Raw genomic sequence first — 24853 nt, forward strand, 5'->3', positions numbered from 1 at the left:
TTAAGCTTAAGCTGACTTCGACTTCACTGACGTTGATTTATTCGGACGAACACCGAATTTATAGCATAAACCTAATATGACGATTGTCACAAGTCCGACAATCACAAATGCCGGTGTATCTTTCCCAGAAAAGACGGATCGGTAAAACAATCCACCGAGACTTCCGCCAAGAACCGGACCAAGAACCGGAATCCAGGCGTAACCCCAGTTAGAAGAACCTTTTCCTGCAATCGGCAGGATAAAGTGTGCAATCCGCGGACCTAAATCACGTGCCGGATTCATGGCGTAGCCGGTCGTTCCTCCAAATGACATTCCGAGACCGACAATCAAGACACCGACAACCAATGGATTCAGACCGTCTGAAAACGTATTGGCTCCGATTGATAAAATCCCGATAACAAGTAAAAATGTCGCAATCAATTCACTCATGACATTGGCAAATGTATGGGGAATCGCAGGTGATGTCGCGAACACACCCAGTTTTGCCGCCGGATCTTTTGTTTCTGCCCAGTGTGGCAGGTAATGAACGAAGACAATACTTGCTCCGGCAATTCCGCCTAATATTTGTGCCACGATGTATCCCGGAACATCCGCCCAGGCAAATGATCCGTCAAAAGCAAGACCAAGTGTGACAGCCGGATTCAAGTGAGCGCCACTGAATTGACCGACTGCATAGGCAGAGAGCGCTACCGCAAATCCCCAGGCTAACGTAATGACAATCCAGCCGGCATCTTTTGCGTAGGATTTCGTTAATGTAACACCTGCTCCGACACCGTTCCCGAATGCGACGAGAAGCGCTGTCCCTAAAAATTCTGCTAGTACCGGTGACATATGATTTCCCCCTTTGTATGTGAAAAAAGCAACAAAAAAAAGAGATTCCCGCCTCGGCTTTTTGTATGTTCTCAAAAAGCGTGAAAGCGTGAATCTCCTGTTTCTCCGTCACTTCGTATCAACTTGTTTTCACTATAACAATCGATGAAAACGCTGTCAAACGATTTACGTGATCTTTGTCATAGCGTTTTCATTTGTTTGGTTCAAAGTATTTCCACAACTCTTTATTCGAGGTCGTAATACTAGAGGCTCCCGCTGCAATCGCCTGTTCCACTTCCTCAACGGTATCAATCAATCCACCGGCGAATACGAGTTTGCCGGTTTTCCGTTTCACCTCTTCGATGTATTTCGGCATCAATCCCGGTAATACTTCGATATAATCAGGCTGCGTCCGCTCCATCAGCTGATAACTTTTTTCGAGAGAGCTTGAGTCCAACAAGAACATTCGTTGCATCGTCTTGACCTTTTTTTGACGGGCTTTTACGATGACACTGGCTTTCGTCGAAATGACACCATACGGCTTTAATTCCTGGCAGACGTATTCGGTCGCATATTCATCATTTTTTAACCCTTGGACCAAATCCATGTGCAAAAACATTTTTTTGTCATACCGGTGTGCCAATTCATAGACGGCCTTTAAGCGCGAAACATGCATCTCAAGCAGTACACCGTATTCATAAGGACTTTTCAACATTTTTTCAAAGTCTTCTAACTTTCTGACAGACGGCAGAATTTTTTGACCAAAGTACGTCATATCGCGTCCCCATTTCTTTGATTTGTCCTTAGTATGTCGTCTCGGCAATGTTTTTCGCAATCCTCTTTTTATGAAAACAAATGAAAAGAACGATTAAATTAGGGTATAGCTTAACGATACTGATTTGAAATGGAGGTGAGAAGCATAGGGGAAAGTTTCTCTGTGCCTCGCATGAGTCAACAAAAAAGAATCATCATTTATTTATTTTCAATTTTGATTAACGCCCTCGGTAACAGCTTCATGGTCACCGCGGCCATCGGAAGTGCTCCCTGGACCTCTGCCAGTGAAGCGTTGGCCCGTATTTCGCCGTTGACCGTCGGACTGGCCATCGTCGTCCTGCATGTTTTTGCGCTCGCCAGTGCTCTGCTGCTTGGGAGCCGGTTCAGTTGGTGGACGATTTTACTTAGTTTTTCCCTTGTCGTTCTGTTCGGAACGGCGATTGATTTCTTTTTGTCGATCCACCAGCTCCTCTATACACCGGTCGCCTTGTGGGCACGTATTTTGTATATGATTATCGGGATGCCGTTGATTTCGCTTGGACTGGCGCTTTACTTGCAAATCGGATTTGTCCTGATGCCGCCCGACTATTTGATGAAATCATTGATCAGCCGGTTCAAAAGTACATCCATCGGTGCAACGGTCAGCCTGGCAATTCCTTTTTTAATTGCCAGTATCTTATCGCTTGTCGAACACGAATTGATCGGGATTGGCGTCGGAACGTTTGTCTTCCTCCTCTTAAACGGTCCCCTGATTGAATTTTTCCAAAAAACATTTCCAATCACCCGTCGTGTCACCTGATGAAAAAAATCCTGTCTGCTCTGTGAATATCACAGTGGAGACCGGATTTTTTTCGATTTTAAAGATATGATTTTTTTTGGAAAATCAGGATTGATCCGCCGAATAACACCAAGATGTGTGCCAGAACGAAGAGGACGGAAAACGTCAATGTAGTTCCCATAGGTTCTGCTGTTCCGTACGTCAACGCGCCTTTGAAATACATGGACCAGTCCAGATGCATCAACACAATCCATTTCGCGATTTCCGGTTTAAAGGCAAGTAACACTGTTCCGGCAATCGACGTAAAGAACTGGGCCAGCACAGTAAATCCGATGATCATACCGACAGAACGGAAGACCAGCGAGAAGAACAGCGTCATGAAAATCGTAAAGACCGGAGTGACGAGTGAGAAGACGGTATCGCGCCACTGGATACCATCACCGGCTTCAGAAAATGCAAACGATGCGGCGTACGTAATGATAACGATGAAAATGAATTGACCAAGCATGATTAAAATCGAGAACAACAGTTTCGAGAAATAAATCGTCATCCGCGAATACGGACTCATCAGCAAATGTTTCATCGTATCATAGCGGACTTCATTCCCGACCGTCTCCGCCGTGAAAACAATCGTGATGATACCAAGCAGATTGAACAGAATAATCGTCATGAGCATATAGTAGTCACTGCGTGTAAGGTCAGCATCATTCATTTTCGCAACAACGACGACTCCGACGGCGATCAGAACGTATAGCGCCAGGACGATTTTTGATTTTTTCATTGTCCACCATTTCATCCATTCATTTTGTATGAGCGAAAGCATGTGAATCCCCCTCTTTTTTCGTCACTTGCAAGAATTGTTCTTCGAGTGTCATTCGTTTCACTGTCAGTTCATGTAAATCAGCAATCGGGACGATTAATCGGGCGATGGCCGGTGTCTCGGTTTCAGGTGCCGTGATAATGATGTGATCGTTTAAGCGTTCTGCCGGATAGTTCGCAATTCGTAATGCTTCAATCACATCACGTATATTAATTTCAGGAACACGAATCATGATTTTGGCTCCCGTCTCATTCCGGACGGATTCGACTGATTTGATGACACCTTGGTCGATGATGGCATAGCGGTCACTGATCTGTTCCATTTCCCCCAACATGTGACTGGAGATTAAAATCGCAATATCCTGCTCACGGGCCATTGCCCGGAGATATTCACGCAGTTCGGCAATCCCTGCCGGATCCAGGCCGTTCGTCGGCTCATCTAAAATCAGCACCCGTGGATTATGTAACAAGGCGCGGGCAATTCCGAGACGCTGTTTCATTCCTAGTGAATATTCTCCGACTTTTTTAGACAGTTTTCCTTCAAGTCCAACGAGTTTCGCCAGTGCCTCATAATCGACCTGAGTCAAACCCGGAATCAGATTCTTTGCATGAACCAGATTTTGTTTGCCTGTCATGTATGTGTAGAAAGCCGGATTCTCAACGATTGCTCCGATTTGTGTCAAAGCTTTTGAGCGTTCATGGACGACGTCGAAGCCATTGACGGTGACCGTTCCCTCATCTTGCTCAAGTAATCCCGTTATAACTCGGATGGTCGTTGTCTTCCCGGCCCCGTTTGGTCCAAGAAATCCAAACACTTCTCCCGGTGCCACTTCAAAGCTGACATCCTTTAAAATCTGCTCTTTGCCTAGACGTTTTGATACGTGTTCGATTTTCAGCATCTTTTTTCCTCCTCTTGCTGTTCTTCTTACTTCAGTGTACGCGATATCAATTAAAAAAGTTCCTATCCTTACAATTATGTAATCCGTTTCCAGTTTGAACTTGTATACTAAAAGAGGTGTAGGACTCTAACTGACAGGAGGAAACCCGATGCCATTGCAGTTTGTTCCGGTGATAAAAAAAGATTTTCCGATCATTCAATCGATTTTTGCTGAAAATCCGCATTATGTGCAACTCGAAGACCGAATCTATCCTTTATCGGATGACGAATTAGAAGAAGAATTTTTAAATGCTGATACGATTAGTCTGCTCTGTATTGACGGTGACGATGTGCTTGCCCTCATTGATTATTTACCGGAACATCCAACCGACCACTCCACCTGGATCGGTTTATTCATCATGCCCGAACGACTTCATCGACAGGGTATCGGTTCGATGATCTATCGTATGTTTCACGAACAGTATCTACAGGATTGTCCTGTAATCCGACTGGCTGTCCTGCCTGAAAATGTATCAGGACGTCGCTATTGGGAACATCTTGATTTCCGCTTCGAACGACAGGGTGTCTCCGACTGCCATCAACCCGTCGAAGTTTTTCTCAAAATAAATTCATCAGATGATCGTATGTTAAAATAATGAGAAGCATTCTACTTATTGTATTAATTGAATGGGAGTTTATTACATGAAGAAATTTTCTATCCGTTTTGATGCCTTACTTGCTTTATTGATTGCCGGTCTTTTTTTCGTCATGACACTTTCTCTGACGTTTTTAATCAGTAATCGTGCAACAGACCGCCTAAAGGATGAGGTGGGAACAACCTTGTCCGCCACAGCTTATCAATTATCCGATAAACTCGATCACTACATGTGGTCCCGTACTGCCGAAGTCAATGTCTTACGGACTTTGCCAACGATTCGGGACGGGAAAAATCCAGCTGAAACACGGAATACGCTGGAGCAGTTGCAACAACAAATCCCTGACTTTTCCTGGATTGGTGTAATGAATCCCGATGGCCAAGTCATTGCTTCAACAGGGAAAATATTAGAGGGCCAATCAATCAAAGCACGTCCCGTCTTTCAGGAAGCTCAAAAAAAGCCATTCATCGGTGATGTACATGACGCTGTTCTACTGGCCAAACTGCTTCCTAACCCGAGCGGCGAACCGCTGCAATTCGTCGACATCAGCACACCGTTGTTCACGAACGGAAAAATGACTGGTGTTCTCGCCACTCACCTCAGCTTTGAGTGGGCCAAGGAAATCGAACAAAGTTTCCAAAGCTCTACGGCGCAGATTAAAGATGTCGAATTCCTCATCGTCAGCAAACAAAACCGGACCGTTCTCCTCGGTCCGAAGCAGTGGCGCGGAAAAAATTTGCCGTCTGATTGGCTAGCCGGAAATCAAAAAGGATACCGGATCTCCAACTGGGAAAATGATCAAGAATACTTAATCGGCGTCGCCGAAAGTAAGGGCTACAAAAATTACAACGGACTCGGCTGGACGGTTCTCGTCCGCCAACCGAGCCAAATCGCCTTTTCGGACGCAAGCACTTTGAGAAACTACATCCTGATTGCCGGATTAATTGCTTCTTTGTTGACGGCCATCATCGGTTGGTTCGTAGCCAGACTGTTGACCCGCCCCTTAAAGAAAATCACACTGGCAGCAGAAGCTATGCAACATGATCGGTCCAAGTCGATTCCGGCACATACCGGGATTCGGGAGATCGAAGTCCTTTCCGTCGCCTTGCGTGAACTGACGACAAAATTAACCCATACCGAGCAAGAACGGACAACGTACGAGTCACTCGCCCTTCACGATGCTTTGACCGGTCTGCCGAACCGGAATGGTCTATCGGATTATTTGGATGGGCTGTCGCGTAAAACGCACGACCAGATTTATCTGTATCTTGATTTAGACGGCTTCAAAGCTGTCAATGACCAGTATGGTCATGCCATGGGTGATTTATTGTTAATCGAAGTCGCCGATCGTCTTCAAAAATCCTTACGTTACGAAGGTCTTGTGGCACGGCTCGGTGGCGATGAGTTTTTAATTATCTTGAACGAGCCGATTACGACAGAAGAAATCGACCGATACGGAAGAGACATCATTCATACACTTTCTTATCCTTATCTTTTGAATCAACAAACTATATTGATTGGAGCCAGTATCGGCGTCGCCATCCGTTCGGCGGAAGAATCGATCGAACAGGTGATTCACCGGGCAGATATTGCTTTGTACGATTCAAAACACCAGGGCAAAGGATGCTTGACCTTCCATTACTAAGAGACGTTATTGACAAGATCACCGCTACTCCGTAATGTGAACGCATAGAAGAAGCAATCCCCAACTACTTACAACAAGGAGCTGACAACATGAATCAGTGGACACGCGAAGCACGTTATCGCCCGCTTTCCGATCTTGCACCGGAAGTGTATCAACTCATGAAAGAAGAAGTACGGAACTCACCTTGGCGGTTTTCTTTCCACATCCAACCTCCGACCGGTTTATTGAATGATCCGAACGGATTTGTCTATCACAACGGGACGTACCACCTCTTTTATCAATGGTTCCCGCTCGGACCCGTCCACGGATTGAAGTATTGGTACCATATGACTTCAAAGGATTTAGTGCATTGGTTCGATGAGGGGGCAGCTCTTATTCCAAACGATGATCCTGATTCACATGGTGCTTACTCCGGAAGTGGTTTCGTCAAAAACGATCAGGTTCATGTTATGTATACAGGAAACAAGCGGGACGCCGAATGGAATCGCCATACGAGTCAAATCGTCGGTCACCTTCGTTCGGACGGTCGGATTGAAAAACATCTGCCTCCTGCCATTCCAGAGGTTCCGACCGGTTATACCGAGCATTTCCGGGATCCTAAAGTATTTCAGCATCACGATACATGGTATTGCATCATCGGAGCTCAACGCGATGATTTAAGCGGATGTACGGTCATGTACCAATCGCTGGATGCGGAAAACTGGACATTCATGGGTGAACTCAACACCGGATATGATCAATTCGGTTATATGTGGGAGTGCCCCGATTATTTTGAACTCGACGGAAAAGGATTCTTATTATTCAGTCCGCAAGGGATTTCTCCCGAGAACGACCGATATCAAAACATCTTCCAATCCGGATACTTGATGGGACAGCCGCTCGCCCTGCCGGAACTCACTTTCCAACATGAAGATTTTGTTGAACTGGATTTCGGATTTGATTTTTATGCGCCGCAAACAACACTGGCAGTAGACGGACGCCGGATTCTTGTCGGCTGGATGGGATTACCGGACATCTCGTATCCAAGTGACCGGTTTAACTGGGCACACGGTTTGACATTGCCCCGAGAACTGACACTCGAAAATCAGCAATTGCGCCAAAAACCGGTCCGGGAACTGATATCACTCCGTAAAGAAACGTTGTACGAACAGGAACTGGAATTGGTCGATCAACTCCTGCCTGCACAAGCAGAAATTTTCGAGCTCGAGTTGTCCCAGTTGCAACTTTCTTCTGATCAATTGGAAGTGAAGCTCCGCGTCAGTGACCAGGAACAGACGGTTCTGCGGTACGATCAACAAACGAGACGGTTTACAATGGACCGCGCGTCATCAGGTGCAGAAGTACCAGCACTCGACTACGGAACTACTCGTTCGGTCACATTGACTGAACCATTGCATACGTTACGTGTGTTCGTCGATCGTTCGTCCGTCGAAGTCTTTCTCAATGACGGAGAAGCCGTGGCTTCCGCCCGGATTTTCCCGAAGACGACGAGCCAAGGCATCGTTCTGACCGGTGACGCGACAGCGCATTTGGCGATTTACAGTCTCTAATTTAGCTCAAGACAGAAAAACACATTCCTCACAGACAATCAGCTGAGGAATGTGTTTTTTATTGCGGTGCCGTCTCTTTTTGAAGATCAAAGGCTAATATGTGTTGTTCGCCGATCGGCCCCATGACAGATTGTAAGGTATCCACGTAACCTGTTTTGAAGTACAAGGATTTTGCTGCGATATTCTTTTTATTGACCGCTAACGTAATCGCCGTCACTTCCGGAAAATGTTCGTTTACGAAGGCAGGAAGTTGCATCATCGCTTCTTTGGCATATCCTTGCTGTTGGTGTCTGGCATCAATCGAAAAAGCCCGCAACAGGACACTGCGTTCATCCGTCCGGTGGGTTTTCGGAGGATTTAAATGCAGGATGAAAAATCCGACGACTTCCGTTTCTTTTTTAATGACGACCGGAAACTTGTCTGGATTACTTAATGCTTCCGACACGACCTCGGTCGGAAATGTCGTAAATTGGATTTGTTCCTCCGGAAGAATAAACGCATCACATTGTTCATAGTGTTTGTTGGTATACATAAACAGCTTTACTTGAGACATACTTTTTCCGCCTTCCATTAGTCAAGGAGACACAACACTCCCCTTACATCTATTTCCATTTTACATGTTCTAGATGTTTTAGCCAATGCTTCAGGAACGTTCGTGTAAAAGATTTTATCTTTACTTATATTCCACTTCTTGTGTAGACTTAATCAATTGTCCGACTGAAAATGCTAAACTAAGAAAAGAAAATTGAGTTTATAAAGGTAAGAGGTGAATAAACCGATGTCCCCAGACTTTTTCGAGCGGATGGAGATCGAAACCGGAACCAAATTAAATGCGGTCCAGCGCCAAGCGATTGAGCACGATCAAGGTCCGCTCTTATTACTCGCTTCCCCGGGTTCAGGAAAAACGACAACATTAAATTTTAAAATTGCCTATTTGATCCTTGAGAAAAAGGTGAATCCCCGGTCCATCTTGGGATTAACTTTCAGTAAAGCCGCTGCTCATGAGATGGCAGAACGTTTTTATGACTGGTTTCATCATTTAATCGGAACAACGGCTTCTTTCTCGACCATCCACAGTTTTGCTTTCCAAGTCGTCCGTGACTATGGGTCAACACACCGCCTTCAGTATACGATCATCGAAGGCGCCATTGAAAAAACGGCAACACACCGTCCGGAGCAGCCGTTGCATAAACGGATGATTCTTCGCCGGATTTTCCAGGAAATCAACCGGAGTGTCATTACGGAAGATCAGATGGATGAATTGCTGCGTATGATTTCCTTCGTGAAAAACCGCTTACTGGTTACGAAGGACATTGAAACATTAAAGACGACCATTAAACATTTTCCGGAGATTTACTCCGCCTATGAGCAATTTAAGTTGCGGGATCCGCTCCATCCACTGATGGACTTCGATGATATGCTGACATATGCCAATACGATTCTTTCGCAGGATGCGGCACTACTTGCCTCTTATCAACGCCGCTTTGAATATATTTTAACGGACGAAAGTCAGGATACTTCTTTGGTGCAGCATCAACTTGTCGAAAAACTGGCATTGCCTCACAATAACCTTTGCGTCGTCGCCGACGATGATCAAACGCTGTACAGCTGGCGCGGTGCAGATGTATCAAAAATCATCCACTTTAAGGATACGTATCCCGATGCGACTGTATTGTACATGGAACAAAACTATCGTTCCTCTAAAGAGATCGTCGAAACCGCCAATCGGTTCATTCAGCGGAATAAGGTCCGTTACCCGAAGAAGATGTATACGGAAAATCCGTCTTCCCGTGCCATCACCGTTGAAACGTTACCGGCGTACGAAGACCAAACGCGGTATGTCATTCGTCAATTACGCGAGGAAACGAATTTTAAAGAAGTAGCGATTTTATACCGCAACAACTCGTCCTCGATTAATATCATGAATGCCCTTGATCTAGCCGGTATCCCTTTTTATATCAAGGACGTCGACCATAAATTCTTTAGCCATTGGGTTTTAAAGGATGTCTTACATTTTATCGAACTGGCAAACGATCCTTCTGATGTTGAGATTTTAGCGCGAATTCATACGAAATTTGCAGGGTATATCTCAAAAGTTCAATTACAGCGTCTTTATGAACTGCAGAACGGTGAAAACGTCTTTGATCTGCTGCTTCAACATGTCGAGATGAAGTTTTATCAAAAAAAACAGTTGAAAACCATTAAATCCGTCTTCGCTGCCATACAAACCGCCCGTCCGGCTGCCGCTTTGGCAATGATTCGCAATGAACTCGGTTATGAAAAAAATCTTAAAAAAATGAGTGACAGTCTTGGATTCAGCATTGATTTTTTACTCGAGATGCTCAATACGATTGAAAATGTCGCAAGTGATCTTCCGACTTCCCTTGCCTTTAAAGAGCGGATTTTGCACCTCGAACAACTCATGCGTCAAGCGAAGTCGAACAAACATCAAAATGCTGTCACCTTATCGACTTTTCACAGTGCTAAGGGACTCGAGTTCGATCGTGTCTTTATGATCGATTTAATCAACGGTGTGCTTCCATCGTCGGATAATATTAAATCTTACAAAGACGGACAACTCGAAGAAATGGAAGAAGCCGTCCGTCTATTTTATGTCGGAATGACACGGGCACGTCATGATCTTCACCTGTTGTCTTACCGGTATAAGTCAAAACCGGTCGAGGAATCCTTATTCATCGCAAATATCCGCCAGATTCTTAATCCGGATCAAAAGGCACAAAAAGAAGCCCGTTATGCTTCACGTTTGAATGAAAAACCTGCCGGGCCACTTCTTCAAGTCGAGAAAAATATGCGGATCCGGCATACATCCTTCGGTGAGGGAACGATTGTTCATGTAATGGACGACGTTCTTGAGATTCAATTCGATAAAGGCATCGATAAGCAATTGTCCCTTCAAGTCTGTTCTGAAAATCATCTGTTAACGATTTTATAAAAAAAGGCGCACTTACCATCCGGATCATGTTCCGGAGTAAGTGCGTCTTTTGATTACTCATTTCATCCGTTCATTCTGTTGACGGACCAATGCATCACGGATTTCCGTGAGCAGTTTTTCTTCCGTCGTCGGAGCTGCGACTTCTTCTGTCGTCTCCTCTTTCCGGCGAAAAGCATTGATGCCTTTGACGAATAAAAATAACGCAAACGCAATCAAGATAAACTCGATGCTTGCTTGCAGGAATTGACCGTATAACAAATTAGCATTTCCGACCTCGACCGACAATCCTTTGACATCAATTCCACCAATGATGATACCGATCAATGGCATGAAGATGCTGTCGACCAGCGACTTGATGATACCGCTGAAAGCCGCCCCCAAGATGACCCCTACTGCCAGGTCGATGACATTTCCGCGAAATGCAAACTCTTTAAACGCTTTGAACATTGCCGGTTGCCCCTCTCATTTTACGTCCATGCCCGATCAGCCAACTGACGAATCGCATAGCCAACCCCATTTTCATTATTTGTTTTCGTCACTTGATGGGCAATCGCTTTTGCATCGTCATGACCATTCCCCATCGCAATCGCCATACCGGCCACTTTGAACATCGGAACATCATTCAAGTTGTCCCCGATGACGGCGACTTCTTCGATCGACACTCCAAGGTGCTTTGCCAGTGTTTTGACCGCTGTTCCTTTATCGGCACCAAGTGCCATGACTTCGATATTGTCATGCCCGGATGATGTCACGTATACACCCTCCACTTTTTGTTCGATTTCTTCCCAAATTTTCTTCATCAACTCTTGATCAAATGAGAAAGAAATGAATTTAAAGACTTGTTTGGTCTGGTTGCGGATGAACGAACGGAAACCGTCAATCATTTTGACATCTTCGTTGACATAATACCGGTCATGGAAAAATTCCAGGACATTTTTGGCCCGGTCGCTTTCCTGACTCATTTCTTTCAGCGAATCATAAGCGGCGTCAATCGTCGCCCCTTGTGCTGTGACAAGTCCTTTATCACAAAACATTTCAAAGAAAACTTCATATTGACTGATGATGCCGTAAATTTGTTGCGCCTGTTCCGTCGTCAGTGTCGTTGCACTCAGCTCTTCGCCGTCAGCAGTCAACACACGTGCTCCGTTAGAAGCGATGATCGGGCACGTAATTCCCGCCTCGTCCGTCAGTTCTTTCGCATTTAAGTAGTTCCGTCCTGTCGCAATAGCAAAATCAATGCCTTGTTCTTTTGCAGCTTCAATCGCCGCAATCGTTTCCGGTTCTATTTTCTGTTTGCTGGATAACACCGTACCATCCATGTCTGAGATCAATAATTTGATTGCTTTTGCCAAAACGTTCACTCTCCTTTATCTTTTTCCATTTTACTATACCATTTTCAGCATGATATTCCTGTTCCGACCCTTTTGATGCCGCTCAAAGGATCGGAGACAACAAGCGGGAAATACTTTCTTTAAACTTAACGAACCGGGATCGTTCCGCATATTTTTCAGCGGTCAGCTGCTCACAGACAAGACAATCCGCTTCGAACAAACGGGCTAATTCTTCAGCAACATGCCGGTCGTAGACGATCGAGTTCATCTCAAAATTCAATCGGAAGCTCCGGGCATCGATATTCGTCGTTCCGACGGAGGCGATTTCCCGATCGACGACAATCGTTTTGGCATGAAGAAATCCGGGTTCATACGTATAGATTTTCGCTCCATAATCAATCAGTTCTCCGGCTGCTGCTGTCGTCGCCCAGTAAACAAACGGATGATCCGGTTTGTTCGGAATCATGATTCGGATTTCTACACCCGACAGCAATGCCATCTTACAAGCGTCCATATAACTCGTATCCGGGATGAAATAAGGTGACTGGATATAAATCGAGTGTTTCGCGGATGAAATCATTTTAATCAGCAGATTTTTGAGATGTTCCGTTTTCGAATCCGGTCCGGACGTCACAATCTGCATCGGCAATTCCTGTTCAATCGAGTGGGCGCCATAATAAAAAGCATTTTTTGCCGTATAGCTGTCGCTCGCCTGGTTCCAATCCAAGATGAATCGGTCCAGTTGATCGTGAACAACCTCTCCTTCCAAGCGGAAATGCGTGTCGCGCCAGTAGCCGAATTTTTCATCAATTCCCAAATACTCTGTTCCGACGTTAAAGCCGCCGATATAACCAATCTTCCCATCGACGATACAGGACTTCCGGTGATTCCGGTTGTTGAGACGGAAATTAATCAGACCGATTGTCGGCGGGAAAAAGGCGTACACTTCTCCGTCATGTTTCATTAATTCCTTAAAGTCGGACCGTTTTAAATCGCGGGATCCGACCGCATCATACAGCAACCGGACTTTGATTCCCTGTTTCGCTTTGTTCGTCAAAGCGGCAATCAAGGCCTGTCCCAGTGAATCCTTTTGAATGATGTAATACTGGATGTTGATTTCGTGTTCCGCGTTTAAAATATCGGTCATCATCCGATTGAATTTTTGTTCACCATCCGATAAAATCACGACATCATTATTAAAGCTGAGCAACGCATCATTTGATGTCAAATTCATCCGGATCAATTGATCGTACCGGATGATTGCTGGATGACGCTGTTGTGTCTCATGCTTGTCGAGCTCAGTCAGTTGCAGAGCAACACGACGTGACTGCTCTTGTTGCTCTGTTTGTTCGACGTGATAAAAATTCGTTTTTTTCAAAAGACGTCCAAAAAATAAGTAAATCAGGAACCCGACTAGCGGAACAAAATATAAAATCAAGACCCACGCCCACGTTGCGCCGACATCCCGCCGCTCTAAAAAAATGACGGTGATGACCGCCAATACATTCACGATAATCAAGCCGTAGGCCAATAGGACGAGCATCGTACTCAACACGTCAAGCACTGGATCTCCTCCTTTGTTTTACCTGTCACCTTTTCCCGCTGCAATGTATAAGGTATTCCTTATTTTCAAAGTAAATAAAACAAAAAAGTGCAGGAAACTCCTAAAAAAGATGGAGTTTCTTGCACTGGATAAGATTTTATGTTTCATTGACGGATTCATCTGTATGGGATTGTTCAAGTTCAATCGATTCAATCATTGTTTTCGCACTGGCTACACAATCCGGCAATCCGACCCCGTCATAGGCAAGGCCAGCGAGATAAATGCCCGGGTATTGTGCCAACACTTCTTTCCGGACACGCTGAATCCGGTCAGCATGACCGACGGTGTAAGCAGGAAGACCATCCATCAAACGGCTGATGATGACCTGCTTCGGTTCTAACGTCCGACCACAGATCTTTTCCAAGTCCTGAAGCACAGCCTGTTGCAATACCTCATCTGATTCATGAACCAAATGGTCATTACCCGGTCGTCCGACAAATGCCCGAAGGACCGTGTGATCGGGAGCCGAATGATTCCATTTTTGATCAATCGCCGTACAGGCCGTAATCGAGTACGGTGCCCGTCGATTGACGACAAAACCTGTTCCTTCAATCGGCAGCGACTCCTGTTGATCAAAAATCATCGTCACCGTTGCCGTCGAGTGGGTCGTTAACTGTTCAAGTTCCGGTAAATGAGCATCCGGTAACAGTTGAACGACTTGCGGATGCGGAATCGTCAAGAGGACATGATCGGCATACTCTGGACCGTGGTCCGTTTTCAGCCGGTATCGTCCATCTTCACGTGAGATCGCCAGTAATGGGGTTTCGAGACGAATTTCCGAGCGTTCGAGCACCTCTTCCAACCGTTCAATCAACGATTCGAGTCCTGTTTCAAGCGATAAGAACTGTCCCGTTGCCTTGATTGTTGTCTGGGGAGTTTGCGGCAATTGATCGAGCGGACGCATCAGACGCATTCCTTCAAACAATGAGCCGGCTTTTTGTTCATTTGCGACGAACTGCGGATAGGTCGCAAACGTACTCATCTGATCGATATTGCCGGCATAAATTCCGGACAGCAACGGTTCAATCAGTTTTTCAACTAATGCATCACCGAGCCGCGGACGCAAATATTCCCCGAGCGGAATGTCCTGTTCCGGAATCCTCAGACTGTCAGACGGATGTAACAGCAAGTCTGCGACTTCCTGTTTCTCCTCTTCTGTCAGTAACGTCGTTTGCCGAAACAAGTCAAGATCCGTCGGAATTCCCATGACAGCGCCTTTCGGAATCGGATGAAGGCCACCCGTATCCAAAATGAACGCTTGGGATGTATTGTTTCGGACCAGTTTTTCACCAAGTCCGATTGCTTCAATCAAATCCGTCAAAATGTGTTTGCGGGCGACGTAAGAATCCGGTCCACGCTCAATCGTAAAACCGTCTTCCCGGTACGTCGCGACCTTCCCGCCAAGACGTTCTCCGGCTTCAAGCAATGTAATGTTCAAATCGGGAAAGGCACGTTCTGCGTAATAGGCAGCGGCAAGACCAGTAATACCACCGCCGACGATGACGAGACGTTTACTTGACATAACTGCCGACCTGTTTTGAAACAGCCTCAGTGACCGCTTTCATGAAGGCAGGATCTGCGTTCGGCATGATCGGACGTGCGTAATGGATGCCCAGTTCGTCACAGACGACTTTACACTCATAATCATTGTCGAACAGGACTTCCAAGTGATCGGCGACGAATCCGACCGGAACGTAGACGAATGCTTCGTATCCTTCTGCTTCATAGACGTCACGCGTCAAGTCTTGTACATCTGGTCCGAGCCAAGGTTCTGGCGTTTGTCCGGCTGACTGCCAGCCTGTGATCATATGCTTGACACCGGCGCGGGCCGCAATCAAATCTGCTGTCTCTTTTAATTGTTCCGGGTATGGGTCACCGTTCGCAATGATTTTTTCCGGTAAACTGTGGGCTGAGACGACAAGGACTGCTTTATCTTCCGGTACCGGTAACGCATCAAATGTTTTCCGGATTTCCGTGCCCCACCAGTCGATGAAAGCTTCTTCTTTGTACCATGACTCAACAGAAGCTAAATGGATGCCGTGTTTGTCTGCTACTTCTTTTGCACGACCGTTGTATGAACGGATGCTGAACGTCGAGTAGTGTGGTGCCAGTACAACCGTGACCGCTTCCGTGATACCGTCTTTCGCCATTTGTTCCACGGCGTCTTCGACGAATGGTTCGATATGCTTCAGACCGAGATACAGTTTGAATTCGATTTCGCCTGCATATTTTTCAGTCAGTTGGCGGTGCAGTTCTTCCGCTTGATCAATCGTGACTTGTGCCAGTGGTGAAACACCACCGATTGCTTCATACCGCTCTGTCAGTTCAGCCAATGCTTCTGGAGACGGTTTCCGCCCACGGCGAATGTGTGTGTAATACCGTTCAATGTCTTCCGGTTTGTACGGCGTACCGTACGCCATGACGAGTAATCCTAGTGTTTTCATTTCGCTACCTCCATTTTTTCTTTCGAGTAATCATGGATATATGCAGTGAGACGTTTTAAGACTTCCGGATCCACTTCCGGGAAGATACCGTGCCCTAAGTTAAAGATAAAACCAGGGCGTTTCATGCCCATATCAAGGATTTCTTTTGTTTTGGCTTCAAGAATCTCCCATGGAGCGAGCAGATAAGATGGATCAAGATTTCCCTGCAAGGTTTTTGTCAGTCCGCGTTCACGTGCCGCGTCTACCGACAAACGCCAGTCGAGTCCGACGACATCAAGCGGAAGATCATGCCATTCTTCTGCCAAGTGACTTGCTCCGACACCAAACATGATCATCGGAACGCCTGTTTCTTTTAATTCCGTGAAAATACGTTCCATCGTCGGTTTGATGTAAAGGACATAATCGTTGCGACTCGTCGTACCGACCCACGAATCGAAGATTTGAAACGCCTGGATACCGGCATCAACTTGTGCTTTGATATAATCGATGACCATATCTCCGAGTTTCTCCATTAAAGCATGCCAGACATCAGGGTGACCATACATCAATGCTTTCGTCTTATGATAACCTTTTGACGGTCCGCCTTCGATCATATAGCTTGCTAATGTAAACGGTGCTCCCGAAAAACCGATCAACGGTACTTCAAGACGTTCGCGCAATAATTTAATCGTCTCGAAAATGTAGGGAATATCTTCTTTTTTAAAGGTTTGGAGCGCTTGAACATCATCCATTGTCCGGATTGGATTAGCAATGACAGGACCGATGCCGCTTTTGATTTCGACGTCGACACCCATTGAAGGCAAGGGCGTCATAATATCTTTATAAAGGATTGCTGCGTCGACTCCCAACTGTTTGACCGGCAGTTCTGTCACATAGGCGCACAACTCAGGATCATGTGTAATCTCAAAAAGTGTCCGTGTCTTCTTGATTTCACGATACTCGGCTTGATACCGACCTGCTTGCCGCATATACCAGACCGGTACATGGCTTACTTCTTCGCCACGAATGGCCCGCAAAAATGTATCATTAAAGTTTTTCATCATAACTACCCCTTTTACTCGTTCTAACGCCCCAAAATAACACACGATAAGTTTGTGAACACAGAAACATTATATCTGAAATTCAGAACGGTGTGCCAATAAATCGTTTACAAAATTACAGTTCTGTTACCCGTTCATCAAATGTTCACCGTTTCTTGTAAAGTCCGAAGGCAGCATTCAACTGTCCACGAATTAAATCCGAACGTTGTTGTTCTGTTACTTTTCGTTCCTTTTCACGGATTTCGTGTGTCCGCCACCCGTCTTCAATCTTTTCTGCGACTTCTACCAGTCGCTCGATATCTGTAAAGGAATACTTTCGGGTTTTTCCGTTCGTCCGCTCCGGAAAAATCAATTTCCGTTCTTCGTAGTAACGAATTTGCCGTTCCGATAAACCGGTCAATTCGCAGACAATCCCAATCGTCATCACCTTCTTCTCCCGGTAGTTCATCTTCGTCACTCCTTTCCTTCAAAATACCATGTCAGATTTTCTGACACAAGACGTTTCTTGGAAGGGATTTCCGTCTAAAGTAAACACATACTTTAAATTGATAAAGGAGGAACGACGATGAAATTAGAAGAAATGTTAGTTTCGGTCGATACGTTTTATGTCTTATTCGCTACTTTATTAGTCTTTACGATGCAGATTGGATTTTTATTACTCGAAACAGGCATGTTACGGGCGAAGAATGCCGGACACGTTGCGGTTAAACAATTAATCAGTTTTTCCGTTGCGGCTCTTGCCTTTTGGGCAATCGGCTTTGGACTGACGTTCGGAGACGGACCCGGTTTGATTGGAACAGAAGGATTTTTCCTTCATGGCGGATTTTCAAGCCTTGACTGGTCAAATGTAACCATCGATGTCAAATTCCTCTTCCAGTTATCCTTTGTCGCAGTATCACTTGCGATCGCTTGGGGCGGTTTTGCGGAACGGGCAAAATTGTCCGTTTACCTATTGTTCGGAACATTCTTCGTCGCTGTCATCTATCCGATTATCGCCCGTTCCGTTTGGGCAGGCGGTTTCCTCGGTTCCCTCGGGATGCAGGATTTTGCCGGATCGACAGTCGTCCACTTACAAGGTGGAATCGCTGCTCTCGTCGCTGCTTTAATCTTGAAAAAACGGATTGGAGCAGAAAAAACACCGTTACTTGGTCATAACGTCATCTATTCCGTCGTCGGTGCGTTTATCCTTTGGTTATGTTGGTTTGGATTCAATGCCGGCTCGACGTTAACGATTGCTGACGGATTCTTCAGTTATGTCGCCTTGACGACTTTACTTGCGACCGCTGCCGGTGCGCTTGGTGCACTCGCCATTTCCTTCTGGCATCGTCGGGTCGCAGATATCCCGTCGATCATCAACGGCGTCCTGGCTGCTCTCGTCGCCATCACAGCCGCTTGTGCTTTCGTCGAACCGTGGGGAGCCGTCGTAATCGGTTTCCTGGCCGGAGTCATCACGTACGGAACAAGTATCCTGCTCGCCCGTCGCGTCGATGATCCGTTGTGTGCGTTCTCGGTTCATGGTGTTGCCGGGATTTGGGGCACACTTGCTACCGGATTCTTCGCTTCACCGAGACTCGTTGAAATTACAGGCATCGGACAAGCCGGATTATTTTACGGCGGCGGTTTTACACAACTTGGGGTGCAAGCACTCGGCGTCGTCTTTGCCGTCGTCGTCGTCAGTGTCCTAAGTTATGTCTTCCTCAAGTTACTCGATGTAACAATCGGTCTCCGGATTACACGTGAAGATGAACTCCGTGGACTGGACGTTGCCGAGCATGGACAAGCTTCTTACGACCTCCCTGCACCGGTCAGCAAAGAGTTGCATCCTACGTATGAAGAAGAATCGACTGAAAAGGTCAACTGAATTTCACCGTCAAACACCCCTTCGCCGTGATGAACTGAACCAAAAAAGTTAGACAATAAATAATTTGTCAGGCGACCTTTAGGACCTGAGTCCGGTATTCCACCGGGCTCAGGTTTTTTAGTCGTCTCTTGATACGACGATGGTTATAGTACTCGATGTAACGCTCGAGCTCACATTTGAAGTGGTCCATATCATCGAACTCCTTGAGATACAGGAGCTCTGATTTGAGCACAGCGAAGAAGCTTTCGATGGCTGCGTTGTCGAGGCAGTTGCCCTTACGGGACATACTTTGCGTGATGCCATGCTCGTGGAGCGTACCAGTGAACGCTTTGTATTGATAATGCCACCCTTGATCGGAATGAAGGATTGGGCGTGCCTCTCCGTCGAGCTTCCCGATTGCCTGATCCAACATGTCGCCAACGAATCGATATGTAGGGCGGTTTGATATGGTATAGGCAATGATCTCACGGTTTCCCAAGTCCATCATCGGCGAGAGATAGAGCTTCTCCCCGAACAGGTGAAATTCAGTGACGTCAGTCACCCATTTCTGGTTCAGACCGGTGGCCTTGAAGTCCCGTTGGAGAAGATTCGGTGCGACCTCTCCGACCCGTCCTTTATAGGAGCGGTATCGCTTCATGCGGACGAGACATTTGAGACCGAGCTCGTTCATGAGACGGCGCACAGTCTTCGGATCGTGCCGGAAGCCCTGGCGTTCGAGAAGTGCGTGGATGCGACGATAGCCACATCGTCCCTCGTGTTCGTGGAACAAGGTATGGATGGCTGCCTTCACCTCCGCATACTTGTCTTCGCCCGTCATACGGGTCCGCCAATAGCAATAGACGCTCCGCGCCATACCGAGCACGCGGAGGAGTCCCAGAACGGGATAGATTGATCGCAATTCGTCGATTACTTGTGCCTTGATCCGGTTCGTCGCGCATTCTCTTCTTGAACCAAGGCTTTCAATTTTTTTAACGCAGCGTTCTCCATCTCGAGATACTCGATCCGCTCTTTGAGCTTCTCGACTTCTGTCATCTCTTCAAAGTCCTTCTTCTTGCGTCTCGCCATCGGGGCACGTCCTTTCGGTTTGGCGACCAGACCTGCGGTCCCTTCCCGTTCATAGGTCGATCGCCATCTCGAGATCATCCCTGGGGAGGAAATTCGGTATTTTACGGCCGCCTCTCTACTGGACAGCCTGTTAGTCGCCATGTCGTTTAATACCTCCAGTTTAAATGCCGGCGAGTGTGTTGTATAGGAAGGATCGAAGATCGTTTCCCCCCAACGCTCATAAAGACGTGACCACTCACGGATCAGGTCACGCGCTATCCCGAACTCTTTCGCTACACCTCGGTATCCGTCTCGTCCCGTCAGATAACGCTCAGCGACCTGGACTTTAAACGCCTTCGTATATTTGACCATAAAAAACACCCCATAAAAGTTGGATTTTTATGTCCAACTTTTATGGGGCAGTTCAGTGACGGCGAAGGGGTGTTTTGTCTTTGATTCTACGGTTACTTTTTCCTCGCGTAATATTCCGCGATGACGAGTGCTAAAACAGCGCCTGCGATAACAGTCGGAAAACCGCTGATCACATACCCGATTCCCGTTAAAACCATCACTTGTAAAAATGAAGTGGTTCGAAGGACTTTCCGTTTTGATGCCGTTGCGTCTCCAAACGGCAACAGGCGGGTCAACAGATGGGAATCGATGGCCCGGGTGAATGGCGCCAATTGAAAGCTGGTCAATCCACTGAAGGCGGGTACGGCAAGCACCACTAACCATTCATTGTCTTTACCAAGCCACATGAAGACGGCGCCGATCAGTGTCAAACGAACGATTAAACCGATTCCATCCGTACTTCGAATGAATTGTTTCATGTACAGGTAATCAAACGTCCGGTTCCGGTCGAATCCGATTTTTTCGACGAGATGACTCAAAAGTCGTCGCCGTTTGTATGTCGTCGACAGGCGTGGTACATCAACAAACCAGTTTGCAATCCGGTAAAAGCGATCCCGCGATTCCTGTTCCAGCGCAATCCACTCCATCAACGGTAACTGATCCTGTTTCTTCAAATGAAGCGTCAACAACAGAAGACCCGTAACCACGATGCTGAATGAACCCATTCCGAGCATAACAAGAATTCCGGCACCGGTTGCGTATAAGAGGACCAGTCGATGACCGACTCCTTCAAGTTTTGATAAATTGGCAGCCGCACCAATCATGCTTAAGGCGACAAACAGAATGAACAATCCGATGGGTGAAGTTTCTTCTGTCCGCACATATAATACAGCAACCGCGAGAAACGGAATCACTGCCCGGATCATACCAAACAGAGCGTTATATACCCTGATTCGCTTCATATACCCTGCAAGGTGCGGCAGACTTGGAAGCAGGAAGACTTGGTCCGCCTCGGTCAAAAACGTCCGTGTCGAGCGGTAAAACGCCAACAAGATGAACAGGCTGCCCATGACCAGATTTCCCGGAAACGATGGATCGAGCTGATCCAAAAATCGACCGTACACGACAAGACCGTATAAGACGACGAAATAGACCGTAAACAGCAATCCGCCGTTCGCCATATACCGGGTATACTTCGTCATCTCCGCCATGGCAGCCTGGTATCGTGTACGCCATAAAACAGAACTTGTCATCGTTCTGCCTCCTCGATGGCAGCGACGTAAATGTCATCAAGGGAACCGTCCATCAAATCGTAGCGATTTCGAAGATCTTCCGTCGTTCCCTCCGCTGCAATCCGTCCTTCATGCAACAAGATGAACCGATTGCAATGACGTTCTGCCGTCTCTAAAATATGGGTCGACATCAAGATCCCTTTCCCGTCCGCTTTCAATTCACTGAAAATCGTCAACAGTTCCCGAATCGCAAGTGGATCGAGTCCAACAAACGGTTCGTCGACGATCAGCAACTCACTGCCTGTCACCAAAGCGCAGAGAATCATTGCTTTTTGTTTCATCCCTTTGGAAAAAACACTCGGAAACCATTCCAACTGTTTTGTCATTCGGAGCCGTTCTGCGTAATGATTCATTCGTTCTTGCGCCTGCTTCTCCTCAACGGCATACCCTTGCGCCATCAAACGCAAATGCTCGCGTAAAGTCAATTGTTCATATAACATCGGTTGTTCCGGAATATAGGCGACCTGTTTCCGATATGTTTGTTCATCCTGTTCCAAACTGACTTCGTTGATCAAAACTTCTCCCGACTTGACCGGCAACAAACCGAGGATATGTTTAATCGTCGTCGACTTACCCGCACCGTTTAAACCGATTAATCCAACAAGTTCTCCTCTATTTACCGATATCTTAATGTCATGGAGAACTTTTTTTGCTCCATATCCTCCAGATAAATCATTTATTTTTAACAACATACTCATCGACTCCCTTCATTAACCATCCTAGACAATTCATTCTCACTTTTCTAGTTTGAGTCATTTTTTTATGAAGAAAAGGTTTGAATACATCTTTTTACGGTAATTACTCTAAGTGTAATCGTTACATCAATATATGAAAACGACTTACAAAAATTGAAAGTAGCATTTTAAACACGAGTTTCGCTAAGAGGTAACTGGTATAATCGTCTAGCCATTTTAATTTTAATGTTTTTACCTCACTGGTTGAAATGATTATTTAAAGGCTTTCATCTTTCAATGTGTTTACAACTGCCTGAAAACAGGTAAATCTAAAGTAAGAAAAGGAGGGTTCCAAATGGGATTCTTATGGGCTTTAATCGTCGGTGGATTAATCGGTTGGGTAGCTAGTCTCATCATCGGGAAAGACGTACCAGGCGGCATCATCGGTAACATCGTTGCCGGGTTTGTCGGAGCAATGATCGGTCAAGCAATCTTCGGTACAATGGGACCGGATATCGCTGGTTTCGCAATCATTCCAGCTATCTTAGGTGCTATCATCTTAATCTTCATCGTGTCATTGATTCTTCGTTCAGTACGTCGTAAATGATTTATTGAAATAATGATCAGTACGTAAATTTTATTAAAGGAGTGTTTTTAAATGGGATTCTTATGGGCTTTAATCGTCGGTGGATTAATCGGTTGGATCGCTAGTCTAATTATTGGTAAAGATGTACCAGGAGGTATCATCGGTAACATTATCGCAGGTTTTGTTGGTTCAATGATCGGACAAGCTATTTTCGGTTCAATGGGACCTACTATCGGCGGATTTGCAATCATTCCAGCTATTCTTGGTGCAATCATCTTAATCTTCATCGTATCGTTGATTCTTCGTTCAGTACGTCGCAAATAATCTAAACTACTAAAACTAAAAGGAGTGTTTTAAATGGGATTCTTATGGGCTTTAATCGTTGGTGGTATTATTGGTTGGTTAGCAAGTCTTATTCTCGGTAAAGATGTACCAGGTGGAGTTATCGGTAATATCATCGCAGGTTTTGTCGGTTCAATGATCGGACAAGCTCTTTTCGGAAGTTGGGGACCGTCAGTTGCCGGTTTCGCAATCGTACCAGCTATCCTTGGTGCAATTATCTTAATCTTAATCGTTTCGTTCATCCTTCGTGCGGTCAACAAACGATAATCTGATTTACTGCAAAAAACCACTAAAGACGTCATGTCTCTAGTGGTTTTTTTGTTTGATCTGCGGATTTTTTTTTAGTTACGTAACTCCAACCACATTTTACCTGATCGTTCAATGACACGTTTTTCTGACTTGATATTCAACCACCCTAACAAATCGTCAAAAAAGCTTGATGGATATTTCCAGACCGTCCCGACTGATTCGGTCGATTTAGATTCCGGCTTGCCGGCGACTGCTTCGAGCTCAGACGTTGTTTTATTCAAATCAATTAAGATACTTTTGACTTCCTGATTCTCATACACCATTTCAAATCCGTCATATATCGTTTTGTTGGCCATTTGGTTTGTCGGAGGGCCAAATGATTTTTCTACTTCGGATTGGCTTCGGCCGATATAATCCGTCATCTGTTCGACCGTCTTACCGGTTCTTGCCTTCACTTCCGCTTCGAGCAGCTTCTCGATATCGACACCGTATTGTTCCTTCTTATCCGGTGCAATCTGTTGTGCGAGTTTAAAGACAACCGTCGTCGTTCTCTGATCTCCTATTTGAACGGTCTCAGTCGCCTGTCCCGTCTTCCCGTTCGCTTCCACGCGTGCTGACACCTCATACTCGCCCGGAAAACGTTTAATGGTTAAGGGAGCCTCTTGATCCGCATTACCTGCTGGCGCATCATCGATTGAAATGGACGCCGTTTCCGTATCAACCTTCACTTCCAATGTCTGTTTATTCAAATGCAAAGTGTACGTGTCGAACCAAAATCGTCCCGGCTGTTTTTTCAATGAAAATAAATCTTGTTGCTTAGTTCGTTTTGTTTCTTTCGGATAATTGTTTTGATCAGATTTAATTTCGGCTACAGTTCGTTCAAGCCGTTCCGGGTCTGCCTTAAACCATTTCATGAGCTGATTTGTTTCCGCAAGCTTTAACGGTTTGTTGTTGAGATACACTAATTGTTGAAACGTTTCCCGGTCTTGTTCCTGTACCGTCTTTTGAAACACTTGATCTGTCTGTTGCCGTTCGGCAGCCGGTTTGATTTGACTCCATCCAATCCAAGCAATCAGACCAGCGAGTACAATAATTCCCACGATGAGTCCGATTCGCTGATTTCGTCTTTTCTTTTTTTCATATACAGTGATGCGAGACGGCATCTTCGTTTCCC

At 45.9% G+C, this 24853-nt stretch carries 25 protein-coding genes; 9 read left to right on the plus strand and 16 right to left on the minus strand.

The features are described from left to right. Nucleotides 1-6: 6 nt before the first annotated feature. Both KNQ07_RS06765 and KNQ07_RS06770 read right to left on the minus strand, forming a co-directional pair. Complete coding sequence (locus KNQ07_RS06765; RefSeq protein WP_214765644.1) at nucleotides 7-831, minus strand: MIP/aquaporin family protein; 825 nt, start codon at nucleotides 829-831, stop codon at nucleotides 7-9. Nucleotides 832-1021: 190 nt separating this feature from the next. Continuing rightward, entirely contained in the window at nucleotides 1022-1585 is a 564-nt protein-coding gene (locus tag KNQ07_RS06770; protein ID WP_214765647.1) for a glycerol-3-phosphate responsive antiterminator, read from the minus strand. 171 nt (nucleotides 1586-1756) lie between these two features. Here KNQ07_RS06770 and KNQ07_RS06775 point away from each other — a divergent pair, with 171 nt between their 5' ends. Continuing rightward, nucleotides 1757-2383 (plus strand): YczE/YyaS/YitT family protein, encoded by a 627-nt coding sequence (locus KNQ07_RS06775; protein WP_214765734.1) that lies wholly within the window; start codon nucleotides 1757-1759, stop codon nucleotides 2381-2383. Nucleotides 2384-2441: 58 nt separating this feature from the next. Here the strand turns inward: KNQ07_RS06775 and KNQ07_RS06780 are convergent, their stop codons facing one another. Further along, nucleotides 2442-3185, minus strand: a complete 744-nt coding sequence (locus tag KNQ07_RS06780; RefSeq protein ID WP_214765650.1) for an ABC transporter permease — start codon at nucleotides 3183-3185, stop codon at nucleotides 2442-2444. Beyond that, nucleotides 3163-4080, minus strand: coding sequence for an ABC transporter ATP-binding protein (locus tag KNQ07_RS06785; RefSeq protein ID WP_214765652.1), 918 nt, complete (start codon nucleotides 4078-4080; stop codon nucleotides 3163-3165). Before KNQ07_RS06785 ends, KNQ07_RS06780 begins: the two co-directional genes overlap by 23 nt. Before the next feature lie 148 nt (nucleotides 4081-4228). On the opposite strand from KNQ07_RS06785, the gene KNQ07_RS06790 reads away from it, so the two are divergent. The 3 genes from KNQ07_RS06790 to KNQ07_RS06800 all read left to right on the plus strand — a co-directional run bounded on the left by KNQ07_RS06790 (nucleotide 4229) and on the right by KNQ07_RS06800 (nucleotide 7909). Beyond that, nucleotides 4229-4714, plus strand: coding sequence for a GNAT family N-acetyltransferase (locus tag KNQ07_RS06790; RefSeq protein WP_214765656.1), 486 nt, complete (start codon nucleotides 4229-4231; stop codon nucleotides 4712-4714). 46 nt (nucleotides 4715-4760) lie between these two features. Further along, nucleotides 4761-6359, plus strand: coding sequence for a sensor domain-containing diguanylate cyclase (locus KNQ07_RS06795; protein WP_214765659.1), 1599 nt, complete (start codon nucleotides 4761-4763; stop codon nucleotides 6357-6359). Nucleotides 6360-6448: 89 nt separating this feature from the next. Continuing rightward, nucleotides 6449-7909 carry a sucrose-6-phosphate hydrolase gene (locus KNQ07_RS06800; RefSeq protein WP_214765662.1) on the plus strand — a complete coding sequence of 487 codons (1461 nt, stop codon included), beginning with the start codon at nucleotides 6449-6451 and terminating at the stop codon, nucleotides 7907-7909. 58 nt (nucleotides 7910-7967) lie between these two features. Here KNQ07_RS06800 and KNQ07_RS06805 read toward each other — a convergent pair whose 3' ends face one another. After that, a complete protein-coding gene (locus tag KNQ07_RS06805) occupies nucleotides 7968-8462 on the minus strand; it encodes a GNAT family N-acetyltransferase (RefSeq protein WP_214765665.1) in 495 nt (164 codons plus the stop codon). A gap of 225 nt (nucleotides 8463-8687) precedes the next feature. On the opposite strand from KNQ07_RS06805, the gene KNQ07_RS06810 reads away from it, so the two are divergent. After that, the gene (locus KNQ07_RS06810) at nucleotides 8688-10862 is read left to right on the plus strand and encodes an ATP-dependent helicase (protein ID WP_214765667.1); all 2175 of its coding nucleotides are present in this window, start codon (nucleotides 8688-8690) and stop codon (nucleotides 10860-10862) included. Nucleotides 10863-10919: 57 nt separating this feature from the next. On the opposite strand, the gene mscL is transcribed toward KNQ07_RS06810, so the two are convergent. The 7 genes from mscL to KNQ07_RS06845 form a co-directional block, all read right to left on the minus strand. Further along, entirely contained in the window at nucleotides 10920-11309 is a 390-nt protein-coding gene (gene mscL / locus KNQ07_RS06815) for a large-conductance mechanosensitive channel protein MscL (protein ID WP_012369609.1), read from the minus strand. A 20-nt stretch (nucleotides 11310-11329) separates the two neighbouring features. Beyond that, nucleotides 11330-12223 (minus strand): Cof-type HAD-IIB family hydrolase, encoded by an 894-nt coding sequence (locus tag KNQ07_RS06820; RefSeq protein ID WP_234944569.1) that lies wholly within the window; start codon nucleotides 12221-12223, stop codon nucleotides 11330-11332. A gap of 73 nt (nucleotides 12224-12296) precedes the next feature. Next, the gene (gene cls, locus KNQ07_RS06825) at nucleotides 12297-13757 is read right to left on the minus strand and encodes a cardiolipin synthase (protein WP_261966308.1); all 1461 of its coding nucleotides are present in this window, start codon (nucleotides 13755-13757) and stop codon (nucleotides 12297-12299) included. 136 nt (nucleotides 13758-13893) lie between these two features. Further along, nucleotides 13894-15318 carry a protoporphyrinogen oxidase gene (gene hemG, locus KNQ07_RS06830; protein WP_214765670.1) on the minus strand — a complete coding sequence of 475 codons (1425 nt, stop codon included), beginning with the start codon at nucleotides 15316-15318 and terminating at the stop codon, nucleotides 13894-13896. After that, nucleotides 15308-16240: a ferrochelatase gene (gene hemH / locus KNQ07_RS06835; protein ID WP_214765673.1), complete on the minus strand. Its 933-nt coding sequence runs from the start codon at nucleotides 16238-16240 to the stop codon at nucleotides 15308-15310. Before hemH ends, hemG begins: the two co-directional genes overlap by 11 nt. Next, nucleotides 16237-17283: a uroporphyrinogen decarboxylase gene (gene hemE / locus KNQ07_RS06840; RefSeq protein ID WP_012369604.1), complete on the minus strand. Its 1047-nt coding sequence runs from the start codon at nucleotides 17281-17283 to the stop codon at nucleotides 16237-16239. Before hemE ends, hemH begins: the two co-directional genes overlap by 4 nt. Nucleotides 17284-17425: 142 nt before the next feature. After that, nucleotides 17426-17728 carry a MerR family transcriptional regulator gene (locus tag KNQ07_RS06845; RefSeq protein WP_012369603.1) on the minus strand — a complete coding sequence of 101 codons (303 nt, stop codon included), beginning with the start codon at nucleotides 17726-17728 and terminating at the stop codon, nucleotides 17426-17428. Between the two features lie 117 nt (nucleotides 17729-17845). On the opposite strand from KNQ07_RS06845, the gene KNQ07_RS06850 reads away from it, so the two are divergent. After that, nucleotides 17846-19141, plus strand: coding sequence for an ammonium transporter (locus KNQ07_RS06850; protein WP_214765675.1), 1296 nt, complete (start codon nucleotides 17846-17848; stop codon nucleotides 19139-19141). Nucleotides 19142-19208: 67 nt separating this feature from the next. Here the strand turns inward: KNQ07_RS06850 and KNQ07_RS06855 are convergent. The 3 genes from KNQ07_RS06855 to KNQ07_RS06865 form a co-directional block, all read right to left on the minus strand. Beyond that, a protein-coding gene (locus KNQ07_RS06855) for an IS3 family transposase (RefSeq protein ID WP_446681859.1) occupies nucleotides 19209-20557 on the minus strand; the annotation gives its coding sequence in 2 pieces (ribosomal slippage) (nucleotides 19209-20116 and nucleotides 20116-20557; 1350 coding nt in all). Nucleotides 20558-20649: 92 nt separating this feature from the next. Then, the gene (locus KNQ07_RS06860) at nucleotides 20650-21789 is read right to left on the minus strand and encodes an ABC transporter permease (protein ID WP_214765681.1); all 1140 of its coding nucleotides are present in this window, start codon (nucleotides 21787-21789) and stop codon (nucleotides 20650-20652) included. Continuing rightward, nucleotides 21786-22526, minus strand: coding sequence for an ABC transporter ATP-binding protein (locus tag KNQ07_RS06865; protein WP_214765684.1), 741 nt, complete (start codon nucleotides 22524-22526; stop codon nucleotides 21786-21788). The genes KNQ07_RS06860 and KNQ07_RS06865 overlap by 4 nt, the downstream gene beginning before the upstream one ends. Before the next feature lie 331 nt (nucleotides 22527-22857). On the opposite strand from KNQ07_RS06865, the gene KNQ07_RS06870 reads away from it, so the two are divergent. Genes KNQ07_RS06870 through KNQ07_RS06880 form a run of 3 tightly spaced genes read left to right on the plus strand, consistent with a single transcriptional unit; the run spans nucleotide 22858 to nucleotide 23697 of the window. Further along, nucleotides 22858-23109 (plus strand): GlsB/YeaQ/YmgE family stress response membrane protein, encoded by a 252-nt coding sequence (locus KNQ07_RS06870; RefSeq protein ID WP_026829092.1) that lies wholly within the window; start codon nucleotides 22858-22860, stop codon nucleotides 23107-23109. Nucleotides 23110-23160: 51 nt separating this feature from the next. Beyond that, entirely contained in the window at nucleotides 23161-23412 is a 252-nt protein-coding gene (locus KNQ07_RS06875) for a GlsB/YeaQ/YmgE family stress response membrane protein (RefSeq protein WP_012369598.1), read from the plus strand. Between the two features lie 33 nt (nucleotides 23413-23445). Continuing rightward, on the plus strand, nucleotides 23446-23697 hold the full coding sequence (locus KNQ07_RS06880; RefSeq protein WP_012369597.1) for a GlsB/YeaQ/YmgE family stress response membrane protein: 252 nt from the start codon (nucleotides 23446-23448) through the stop codon (nucleotides 23695-23697). Between the two features lie 74 nt (nucleotides 23698-23771). Here KNQ07_RS06880 and KNQ07_RS06885 read toward each other — a convergent pair whose 3' ends face one another. Continuing rightward, the gene (locus KNQ07_RS06885; protein WP_214765687.1) at nucleotides 23772-24842 is read right to left on the minus strand and encodes a TcaA second domain-containing protein; all 1071 of its coding nucleotides are present in this window, start codon (nucleotides 24840-24842) and stop codon (nucleotides 23772-23774) included. Nucleotides 24843-24853: the final 11 nt, after the last annotated feature.

The sequence above is a fragment of the Exiguobacterium sp. s145 genome (assembly GCF_018618835.1).
In the GTDB taxonomy this organism is placed as follows: Bacteria; Bacillota; Bacilli; order Exiguobacteriales; family Exiguobacteriaceae; genus Exiguobacterium_A; species Exiguobacterium_A artemiae.